Here is a 9,748-nt window from a genome sequence, read left to right as displayed (position 1 = left end):
GAAATCGTCCGCATGCCCCTGCCGCAAGACGATCCCAAGCAGCGCCAGCCGGACATCTCCAGAGCCAAGGACCTTCTGGGTTGGACGCCCGGCGTGGGGCTCCCGGACGGGCTCGCGCGAACCATCGGCTATTTTGAACGCCTGATCGCTGAGGGCCTGGTCGAGAAGGCGATGGAGCCAGGTTGACCCGCGGGCTCAGCCTGCGCGCCTCAACGCGTGCCAAAGCTGGTAGTCGTAGTCGCGCACCACGAAACCCGCATCCGGCTCGCCGGAGATCAACAACTTGGCCGCCTGAATCAGAAATCGGGCCGCCAGGCCCGGAAACTGGGCGATCAGCATCATGACCGATGGCGGGTGCGTTGTGGGATTGGCGTCTCGGTCGACGATGGCGCGCGACGCCGCCATCCGGCGCGCGGCGGCCATGAACGCCGGTAGCCCCAGCCGGCTCGGATCGAAATGGTGCTCCACAGTCACCTCGGGCCGGAAGAGGACTGTCAAACCCGCCTTCGCCACCGCCCAGCCATAGACTGTGTCGTCGAAATAGCCGGCTGCGCCCGGGCCCAGGCGAAGGTCGAACAGGCCGGCCGCCTCGGTGGCCTGGCGTCCGATGGCCATATTGGCGCCTACCAGACCCGGCGACGCCCAGGCCGGGTTCTCGACCGAAGCGCACCAGATCCGCAGAGCGCCTTTCAGCCAGGGGCGGTCCAGGTGCGGCGCGATTGCGATCCCGCCCTGCACGGCGTGGGCGGCGCCCTCCAGGAACGGCCGGCACATGCCTTCGACCCAGTTGACGGGCACATGAATGTCGTCGTCGGTGAACAGCAGGACCTTGCCGCGGGTCTGCGCCAAGGCGACGTTGTAGGCGTAGCCGTTGCCCTTGCGCCCCTCGAAGACGTAGCGAGCGGTCAGGTTCGGGGTGACGGCCGCCTGTGCGACCGCAGGGTCTCGTCCGAGGACCCGTTGTCGACGACCAGAAGCTCGGCCCGCCAGCCCGCCGGGGTTTCGGCGTGGGCCAGGTGCTCAAGCATCGTCCGCAGATCGGCACAGCGGTCGCGCGTGCAGACCACGATCGTGACATCGAACTCAGGCGCCGTTGTGCGGGTCTGCACAGGCCTGGCCATCGAGGTCCCCGCCTCAGATTTCCTGGTTGTAGGCGCCCACCTGCGGGCGCTTGGCCAGGCGCGGCTTCACCTCTTCGCGGAACAGGCGGCGCATGTCGTCCTCGCTCTGGGTCGATTCCACCACAACCACGATCTCCGGCTTGTTGGACGAGGCGCGGACCAGCACCCAGGAGCCATCCTCCAGGGCCACGCGCACGCCGTTGACGGTGATCAGCTCGGCGATCTTGCGGCCGAGGATCGTACCGCCGGCGTCGCGAATGGCGGTGTATTCGGCCACCACGTCGTCCACCAGGCCGTACTTCACCTCGTCGGCGACGTGAGGGCTCATGGTCAGTGAGGTATAGGCGATCGGCAGAGCCTTCTTCAGGTCCGAGAGCTTCTTACCCGGGTTGCGGTCGAGCATCGACAGGATCGCCGCGGCTGCGACAATGCCGTCATCATAGCCGCGTCCGATCGGCGGGTTGAAGAAGAAGTGGCCGGACTTCTCGAAGCCGGCGAGCGCGCCCAGTTCAGCGGTCTTGCGCTTGATGTAGGAGTGGCCGGTTTTCCAGTAGACGGTCCTGGCCCCATTGGCCTTCAGCACCTCGTCGGTGGCGAAGAGGCCGGTGGATTTCACGTCGACCACGAAGGTCGCGTCCTTGTGCAGGCTGCTCAGGTCCCGCGCGAGCATCAGGCCGATCTTGTCGGCGAAGATCTCCTCGCCCTCGTCGTCCACCACGCCGCAGCGGTCGCCGTCGCCGTCGAAGCCCAGGGCCAGGTCGGCGTCGTACTGACGCACGGCGTCGGCCATGGCGTGCAGCATCACGCTGTCCTCGGGGTTCGGATTGTACTTCGGGAAGTTCCAGTCGAGCTTGCAGTCCATCTCGACCACCACGGCCACGCCCATGCGCCGCAGGGCCTCGGGTGCGAAGGCCCCGGCGGTGCCGTTGCCGCAGGCGCAGACCACCTTCAACGGCCGATTGATGCTGGCGCGGCTGGCGGCGTCGGCGATGTAGCGCTCGGCCACGCCGCTCACATGGGCGAGGCTGCCTTCGGGACGTTGCTTCCAGGTCCCGGAGAGCACGATCTCCTTCAGCCGGCCCATCTCGTCGGGACCGAAGGTCAGCGGGCGTTGCGCGCCCATCTTCACCCCGGTCCAGCCGTTCTCGTTGTGGCTGGCGGTGACCATGGCTACGCAGGGCGCGTCGAGGTCGAACTGGGCGAAATAGGCCATGGGCGAGGTGGCGAGGCCAATGTCGATCACCTCGCAGCCCGCGGCCACCAGGCCGATCGTCAGCGCCTGCTTGATGCTGAGCGAATAGGACCGATAGTCGTGGCCGATCACGATGCGTTTCTGGCCGAGCTCGTGGATGTAGGTGCCCAGGCCCAGGCCCAGCGCCTGGACGCCCAGGAGATTGATCTCCGGTCCGAACAGCCAGCGCGCGTCGTACTCGCGAAAGCCCGTGGCCTTCACCAGCGGCTGGTTCTCGAAATCGTAGGTGTTGGAGACGAGGTCGGCGCGGGGAGCGGGAAGCATCGGGACTCCGGAATGGCTCTGGGTCTTGAAGGACGGGCCGTCGTGGATAGCGGGCGGGTCCTTCAGGAATGTGTATGGGGTCGGCGCGGTTCTACATCACCCCGGCGCGCAGCAGGTCGTGGATGTGCAGGATGCCGACCGGCTTTCCGGCGTCGACGACGAACAACACTGTAACCGCCGGCGGCGGATCGCTCATCAGGGCCAGGGCCTCGGACGCTAGCATCGACGGCGGCACGGTCTTCTTAGGCCCTGGTGTCATCACCTGGCCGGCGGTGTGGCCCATCAGGCCGTCGATGTGGCGGCGCAGGTCGCCGTCTGTGATGGCGCCCTTCAGCGCGCCATCCGGACCGGTCACGCCGACGATCCCCCAGCGCTTCTCGGTCATCACCAGCAGGGCGTCTTGCATCGGCGTTTCGGCGCCCACTAATGGCAATTCGCCGGATCCGTGCATCAGATCGACGACCGTTCTCAGCATAGCGCCCAGTTTTCCGCCCGGATGGAAGACGCGAAAATCCTGCGGCTTGAATCCACGGCGCTCCAGCAGGGCCACCGCCAGGGCGTCGCCGAGCGCCATCTGTAGGGTGGTCGAGGTGGTCGGCGCGTTCAGCTCGTCGGCGGCCTCGGGCGCGTCGGGAATGCGCAGCACGATGTCGGCCGCGCGTCCCAGCGCGCTGTCGGCCACAGCGGTGATCGCGATCAGCGGGATGGAGAAACGCACCGCATAGGCGATCACGTCGGCCAGTTCGCGGGTCTCGCCGGTCTTGGAGAGCGCCAGGATCACATCGCCCGCGCCGATCATGCCGAGGTCGCCGTGGCTGGCTTCCGTGGCGTGGACGAACATGGCGACCGATCCGGTGGAGGCGAGCGTGGCGGCGATCTTGCGCGCCACATGGCCTGACTTGCCAATGCCGGTGAGCACGATGCGGCCGCCCTTGTCGCCGGTTTGCGCGTCGAACAGCGTCTCGACCGCGCGCGCGAAGGCGTCGTCCAGCGCCGCGCCCAGCTGGCCGAGCGCCTCGGCCTCGGCGGCCAGCACCCGGCGGCCGACCGCGATGGCGTCGAAGGCGATCATTGAGAAGGGGCGAGCGCCTGGGACTGCATATCGCGGATCGCGGCCTTCTGCTGGGCGCCGCGGCGCTGCTGGGACAGCGCCTCGCGCTGCATGGCCGCCTGCATGGCCGGCGTGCGCTGCAGCGGCGTAGAGCCGAACGGAGCCGGGGAGCGGTCGCCCAGGCCCTGAGGCCAGATGCTGGCGAAGGCCACCGCGGCGACGGCGGCGAGCGCCAGGGCGGGCAGGTAGAGACGGTCGAACATGCCGGGTTCTATAGCCGCTTCGTCCGCTCCGGACCAATCCGTTGGCGCAACCGATGCCAGCGGATAGAAGGCGCTCCACGTCCTTCGCCGACCGGAGCCTGCGTTTTGCCCACCCTGATCCTGCTGCGTCATGGCCAGAGCCAATGGAACCTGGAGGACCGCTTCACCGGCTGGGTGGACGTCGACCTGACCGCCGAGGGTGAGGCCCAGGCGACCAAAGGCGGCGCGCTGATCGCGGCGGCGGGCGTCGCCATCGACCGCTGCTACACTTCGGTGCTGACCCGTGCGATCCGCACCTCCTGGCTGGCCCTGGCGGCCGCGAAGCAGGCCTTCGTTCCGGAGATCAAGGACTGGCGGCTGAACGAGCGCCACTACGGCGGCCTGACGGGCTTGAACAAGACCGAGACCGCCGCCGAGCACGGCGCGGACCAGGTGAAGATCTGGCGGCGGTCCTACGACGTGCCGCCGCCGCCTCTGGTTTCCGGCGGCGAGTTCGATTTCGCCAAGGACCGCCGCTACGCCGGCGCCGTCCTGCCCGACACCGAAAGCCTTGAGACGACCCTCTTGCGCGTGCAGCCCTATTGGGAGGCGGAGATCGCGCCCAAGCTCGCCGCCGGCGAAACGCTGTTGATCGCGGCCCACGGCAATTCCCTGCGCGCCATCGTCAAGCTGCTGTTCGGCCTCAGCGGCGACGAGATCGTCGGCGTGGAGATTCCCACCGGCAACCCGCTGCTGATCGAGCTCGACAGTGCGCTGAAGCCGATCAGCGCCCGCTATCTCGACGAGGCCCGCGCCCAACCCTTGCCAGGCGCCTAGCCAAGAGAGCCGTATCGATGGGGGCCGAAGACGAAACCTGGATGCGCCGCGCGATCGCCCTGGCGCGCCCCAACCTGGGCCGGACGGGCGACAATCCCTCGGTGGGCTGTGTCGTGGTGAAGGATGGCGTTGTGGCCGGCGAAGGGGCGACGGCGGTGGGCGGCCGACCCCACGCCGAGGAACTGGCCTTGGACGCCGCCGGGCCGGCCGCGCGCGGGGCCACGGCCTATGTGACGCTGGAGCCCTGTGGCGAACGCTCGTCCGGCGCAGCCTCGTGCGGCGAGCGCCTCGTGGAAGCCGGCGTGGCGCGGGTGGTCGTGGCCTGCGCCGACGCCTCCGTCCTGGCGGCTGGGCGGGGACTTGAGCGGCTGGCTGAGGCGGAAATCGCCGTGGACCTGGGCATCGGCGCCGACGAGGCGGCGAGCCTCTATGCGGCCTATCGTCCGCGGCCCTAGGCCCAGGGACCCGGAAATGGGGTGTTAATCATCCGCGTCTAGGTTCGGGTAACCATTCCGTTGCCCGGCGAACCGCATGTCTGAATCCCCCAATGTCGCGCGTCGGATCACCCAGGCGGAAGCCGACCAGATCTGCGCCCGGCACGACCGGCTGTGGAGCTCCAAGCCTGGCGGCGCGCGCGCCGTCTTCGCATGGATGGACCTGTCGGGCATCGACCTATCGGGCAAGAACCTCTGCGACGCCGACTTCTCCGGCGCGGTGATGGCCGGCTGCCAGCTGGCCGGCGCGCGGCTCGACCACGCCACCCTGTTCGGCGCGGACCTGCAGGACACCGACATGCGCGGCGCCTCGCTCAGGCGCGCCGACCTGCGCGGGGCCTGCCTGCGCAACGCCGATCTCACCGGCGCCGACATGTTCGAGGCCGACCTGCGCGAGGGCATCCTGGCCGCGGCCGATCCCAAGTTTGGCTTCCGCCGCATCGAGGCCGGGGGCGCCAGCCGCGTCGGCGACGCCCAGGGCGCCAAGCTGGTGGGCGCCAACCTCGAACGCTCCAAACTTTCCGGCGTCATCGCCGTGAAGGCCGACTTCACCGACGCCGTCCTGAAGGACGCCCGCCTGGTGCGCGCCAACCTGAAGCAGGCGACGCTCAAGGGCTGCAATCTCTCCGGCGCCGACCTGTCGGGCGCGGACCTCGGCGGCGCGGACTTGCGCGATGCCGTGCTGGTCGGCGCCAAGACCCTGCAGTGGAATGTCTCCAACGCCAACATGACCGGGGCGCTGACCGACAAGCCGGCCGGCATCGCCGCCTCCAGCCTGCCTTACAAGACGATGATTCAGGACCACGCCCGCTGGTGCGAGACCGGCGGCCTGCACGGCGCGCCCTCGGTGTTCGACAACGCCGACCTGCGCGCGCTGGAGACGGTGCGCGGCTATAATCTCACGGCCCTCTCGGCCAAGGGCGCCGTCTTCTATGGCCTCGACATGGAGGGCGTTCAGCTGCAGGGCGCGCATCTGGAAGGCGCCGACCTTCGGAACTGCAATCTCCGAAGAGCCGACCTGCGCGGCGCCAAGCTCGCTGACGCCAAGCTCTCAGGCTCCGATCTGCGCGAGGCGCAGATGGGTCCGCTGCTGCTGGGCGCCGACCGGGTTCTGGCCTGCGATCTGCGCCGCGCCGAGCTGAAGGGCTCGGACCTCACCGGCGCCGACGTGCGCCAGGCGCTGTTCATTGACGCCGACGTCTCCAGGGCCAACTTCACCGGAGCCCTGCTGCGCCAGGCCAATTTCAACGGCGTCTCCCGCCACGGCGCCCGCGGCCTCGACGATACCCTCTAGGGCTACGAAAAAGGCGGCGCGATCGCTCGCGCCGCCTCGTTCCGGGGTTCCTCCCCTCTCGGGGGAGGTGACGCGAAGCGCCGGAGGGGACTTCCGCTCAAACCTAGGAGGACCCCCTCAGTCAGCTTCGCTGACGGCTCCCCCGACGGGGAGCAACTGTCACTACGCCGCCTTCTCGCCTTCGATCAGGCTCGCCGGTTGGCCGACCGCGATCTCGACGCGGCGGGGCTTGAGCGCTTCCGGCAGCTCGCGTTTCAGCGCGATGGAGAGCAGGCCATCGGCCAGGGCGGCCTCGGTCACCAGCACATAGTCGGCGAGCTGGAACTTGCGCTCGAAGTTACGCTCGGCAAGGCCGCGGTGCAGGAAGCGGCGCGGCTCGTCGTTGGCGGCCTTGCGACCGGTCACGGTGAGCAGGTTTTCCTTCACCTCTATGGAGAGTTCTTCCGGACGGAAGCCGGCCACCGCGATCTCGACGCGGTAGGCGTTCTCGTCGGTGCGCTCGATGTTGTAGGGCGGATAGCCCGTGGCGCCGTCCGCGGCGGCGTTGTCCAGCAAATCGGCCAGGCGGTCGAAGCCCACGACAGAGCGGTAGAGGGGGGAAAAATCGATCGTTCGCATGCGTCACATCCTTCTTGACTAAGCAAGGTTGCGGTTCAGATGGGTTCGGCGAGCCAAAAAGGCCTCGCGGCGCCCAGAAGGCCCGGACATCCAGCGCCTCCGCCCGATGAAGTAGGGGTGCGTTTTTCCGGTTCAAGGCCTTGTACTGCGCCTTGGCGCGCTCTGCACTTTGACCCAGCGGCGCCCGCGCGCTAGGCCTAGCCCAAGCTTACGCTGGGGGGCGTGGCGAGGTCTGATGGCGTTTCCCGGCATTTCGTTTTCGCGGCGCGGCCTGGTGCTGGGCGCGATGGCGCTCAGCGCCTGCTCCGGCGGCCGGCCCAAGCGCGTCGCGCCGCCGGCCACGCTTGAGGCCGCCGTGGCCGGCGCCTGGCGCAGCCCTGCCGACCGAGCGCGCGACGCGTTCCGCCACCCGCTGGAGTCGCTGAGTTTCTGGGGGCTGAAGCCGCACCAGACCGTGGTCGAGTTCTGGCCCGGCGCCGGGTGGTACACCGACATCGTCGCGCCCTATGTGGCCGCCACCGGAGGCCGTTTCATCGCCGCTGACCTGATCCCCGCCGATCCCGACGGCCAGGCCATGATGCAGGCCTATCGCCGTCGCCTGGAAGCGAGCCCCGGGCTCTATGGGAAGGTCACATTCACGACCTTTGGCGCGGGTAGCGGCGCGGTGGCGCCCGCCGGCTCGGCGGACCTCGTCCTGTTCCTGCGCAACCTGCACAACTGGATGGCGGCGGGCCTGGCGGAGAAGGCGTTCCGCGACGCCTTCGCGGTCCTGAAGCCCGGCGGGGTGCTCGGCGTCGAAGAGCACCGCGCCGATCCGGGCGCGACCCCCGACGTCATGGCCAGCTCCGGCTACGTGCCGCAGGCCTATGCGGTCCAGTTGGCCAAGGAAGCGGGTTTCGAACTGGCCGCGGCCAGCGAGATCAACGCCAATCCGCGGGATCACCACGACCATCCGTTCGGGGTCTGGACCCTGCCGCCTGTGCGCCGCTCTTCGCCCATGGGCCAGCCGCCGGACCCGAAGTTCGATCACGCCCCATACGACGCTATTGGCGAGAGCGATCGGATGACCCTGAAGCTGGTCAAGCCGGGCACGCCACGTGCGTGACGGTTTACTTCGCACACGTCAGAAGCGAAGCTCTGCGTCGGGGCTGCAATAGTCGGAGGTTGGGAGTTCGCGCATGGCGACGCTTGAGGAGCTGACCGATCGGATCCGCCGCGCCGCGGCGTCCGAGGCCGGCCCCGCGGGCCTGGGAGCCTCGATCAAGCTCGACCTCAAGGGCGAGGGGATCATCCACATTGACGGCGCTGCAGTGACCAACGCCGACCTGCCTGCAGACCTCGTGGTCACCGTCGGCCTGAAGGACCTCGCCGCGCTCGGCAAGGGCGAGCTCGATCCGACACGGGCGATGATGAGCGGACGGCTTCGGCTCTCCGACATGGGTCTCGCCATGCGATTGCAGCCGAAGATTCAATCCCTGTTTTCCAAGGCCGCGTAAGACCTGTTCAGATGCTTGACCCGGCGCCCCTGATCGAGACCGCCGACGCCAAGGCTCCGCCCGGCGGCGAGGCCTCGTGGTTCACGGGCGCGGGCGGCGCGAAGCTACGCGCGGCGCTGTGGGTTCCGAAGGCCCGCGCGCGCGGCACGATCGTTCTGTCGGGAGGGCGCACCGAGGCGATCGAGAAGTACTACGAGGTCATCGCAGAGTGCCTCGATCGCGGCTTCGTGGTGCTGGCGCACGACTGGCGCGGCCAAGGGTTGTCGCAACGCGATCTGGCCGACCCTCTGAAGGGCCACGCCCGGGGCTACAAGGCCTACCTCGACGACTTCCGCGCCCTGCTGGGCGCCTACAGTGACCAGCTCCCAAAGCCTTGGGTGGCTTTAGGCCACTCCATGGGCGGCTGCCTGACCCTGCTGGCCATGGCCCAGGGCGAGAACCGCTTCGCTGGCGCGATCCTTTCGGCGCCGATGCTGGGGATGCGGACGCCGTTCCCCCTGATCGTGTCAAAGCTGCTGACCGGCCTTAACATCGCTGTCGGCGGCGCCGGGCGCTACACCGTGGCCGGACCTGGCGTGCCGTTCGACGCGCCCTTCGAAGGCAATGCGCTTACCCACGACCCGGTGCGCTATGCGCGCGCCTGGGGACTGGTCGCCGCGGAGCCGAAACTGGCCCTTGGCGGCCCCACATGGGGCTGGATCGATTTCGGCTTGCGCGCCACCGCCTACCTCGCCCGGCCCGACACCTTGCGGAACGTCACCGTACCGGTGGTCATTGTATCCGCCGAGGACGATCAGCTTGTCGACAACGCGGCCCAGGCCGCCGCCGCCCGTCACCTGCCGCAGGGAAAGTTCATCAACGTCCCCGGCGCCTTCCACGAAATCCTGATGGAGACCGACCCGATGCGAAACATCTTCCTGAGGGCGCTCGATGCGCTCACCGGCCGTGTCGCCCCGACGCCCGCCGAGCCCCCGAAGCCGGCGCCAGCTCCCGTCCCGGCCCCCGCGCCGACGCCTCCACCGGCGTCTGTCGCCGCCGCGCCGGCGCCGAAGCCCGCCGCGTCCGTCGCCGGCAAGCAG

General features: G+C 68.9%; 12 protein-coding genes and 1 pseudogene. 7 read left to right on the top strand and 6 right to left on the bottom strand.

Annotated features, from left to right (window positions below; all coding sequences use genetic code 11):
• Window positions 1–186: pseudogene (locus E8A12_RS04700) on the top strand (SDR family NAD-dependent epimerase/dehydratase); the annotation flags it as partial.
• Window positions 187–195: 9 nt separating this feature from the next.
• On the opposite strand, the gene E8A12_RS04695 reads toward E8A12_RS04700, so the two are convergent.
• From E8A12_RS04695 to E8A12_RS04675, 5 genes are all read right to left on the bottom strand, one after another.
• Window positions 196–909 (bottom strand): glycosyltransferase family 2 protein, encoded by a 714-nt coding sequence (locus E8A12_RS04695; protein ID WP_293366619.1) that lies wholly within the window; start codon window positions 907–909, stop codon window positions 196–198.
• On the bottom strand, window positions 906–1,121 hold the full coding sequence (locus tag E8A12_RS04690; protein ID WP_293366618.1) for a glycosyltransferase: 216 nt from the start codon (window positions 1,119–1,121) through the stop codon (window positions 906–908). The genes E8A12_RS04695 and E8A12_RS04690 overlap by 4 nt, the downstream gene beginning before the upstream one ends.
• 13 nt (window positions 1,122–1,134) lie before the next feature.
• Entirely contained in the window at window positions 1,135–2,637 is a 1,503-nt protein-coding gene (locus tag E8A12_RS04685; RefSeq protein ID WP_293366616.1) for a phosphomannomutase/phosphoglucomutase, read from the bottom strand.
• A 91-nt stretch (window positions 2,638–2,728) separates the two neighbouring features.
• Window positions 2,729–3,709: a KpsF/GutQ family sugar-phosphate isomerase gene (locus tag E8A12_RS04680; protein ID WP_293366615.1), complete on the bottom strand. Its 981-nt coding sequence runs from the start codon at window positions 3,707–3,709 to the stop codon at window positions 2,729–2,731.
• Complete coding sequence (locus tag E8A12_RS04675; RefSeq protein ID WP_293366614.1) at window positions 3,706–3,951, bottom strand: hypothetical protein; 246 nt, start codon at window positions 3,949–3,951, stop codon at window positions 3,706–3,708. The genes E8A12_RS04680 and E8A12_RS04675 overlap by 4 nt, the downstream gene beginning before the upstream one ends.
• Window positions 3,952–4,056: 105 nt before the next feature.
• Here E8A12_RS04675 and gpmA point away from each other — a divergent pair, with 105 nt between their 5' ends.
• From gpmA to E8A12_RS04660, 3 genes are all read left to right on the top strand, one after another.
• Window positions 4,057–4,767: a 2,3-diphosphoglycerate-dependent phosphoglycerate mutase gene (gene gpmA, locus E8A12_RS04670; RefSeq protein ID WP_293366612.1), complete on the top strand. Its 711-nt coding sequence runs from the start codon at window positions 4,057–4,059 to the stop codon at window positions 4,765–4,767.
• 17 nt (window positions 4,768–4,784) lie between these two features.
• On the top strand, window positions 4,785–5,222 hold the full coding sequence (locus E8A12_RS04665; RefSeq protein ID WP_293366611.1) for a bifunctional diaminohydroxyphosphoribosylaminopyrimidine deaminase/5-amino-6-(5-phosphoribosylamino)uracil reductase RibD: 438 nt from the start codon (window positions 4,785–4,787) through the stop codon (window positions 5,220–5,222).
• Window positions 5,223–5,298: 76 nt separating this feature from the next.
• Window positions 5,299–6,555, top strand: a complete 1,257-nt coding sequence (locus E8A12_RS04660) for a pentapeptide repeat-containing protein (RefSeq protein WP_293366610.1) — start codon at window positions 5,299–5,301, stop codon at window positions 6,553–6,555.
• A gap of 162 nt (window positions 6,556–6,717) precedes the next feature.
• On the opposite strand, the gene E8A12_RS04655 is transcribed toward E8A12_RS04660, so the two are convergent.
• Entirely contained in the window at window positions 6,718–7,173 is a 456-nt protein-coding gene (locus tag E8A12_RS04655) for an Hsp20 family protein (protein ID WP_293366609.1), read from the bottom strand.
• Window positions 7,174–7,408: 235 nt separating this feature from the next.
• Between E8A12_RS04655 and E8A12_RS04650 the strand changes: the two genes are divergently transcribed.
• The 3 genes from E8A12_RS04650 to E8A12_RS04640 all read left to right on the top strand — a co-directional run.
• A complete protein-coding gene (locus E8A12_RS04650) occupies window positions 7,409–8,278 on the top strand; it encodes a methyltransferase (RefSeq protein WP_293366608.1) in 870 nt (289 codons plus the stop codon).
• A gap of 73 nt (window positions 8,279–8,351) precedes the next feature.
• Entirely contained in the window at window positions 8,352–8,669 is a 318-nt protein-coding gene (locus E8A12_RS04645; RefSeq protein ID WP_293366606.1) for an SCP2 sterol-binding domain-containing protein, read from the top strand.
• Window positions 8,670–8,680: 11 nt separating this feature from the next.
• Window positions 8,681–9,748, top strand: a 1,068-nt coding sequence (locus E8A12_RS04640; RefSeq protein ID WP_293366605.1) for an alpha/beta hydrolase, incomplete at its 3' end; no start/stop codon positions are given.

The organism is Phenylobacterium sp. (assembly GCF_004799395.1).
Lineage (GTDB): Bacteria > Pseudomonadota > Alphaproteobacteria > Caulobacterales > Caulobacteraceae > Phenylobacterium.
The sequence above is the reverse complement of the archived record's forward strand: the minus strand, read 5'-3'. Positions and strand labels throughout refer to the sequence as shown.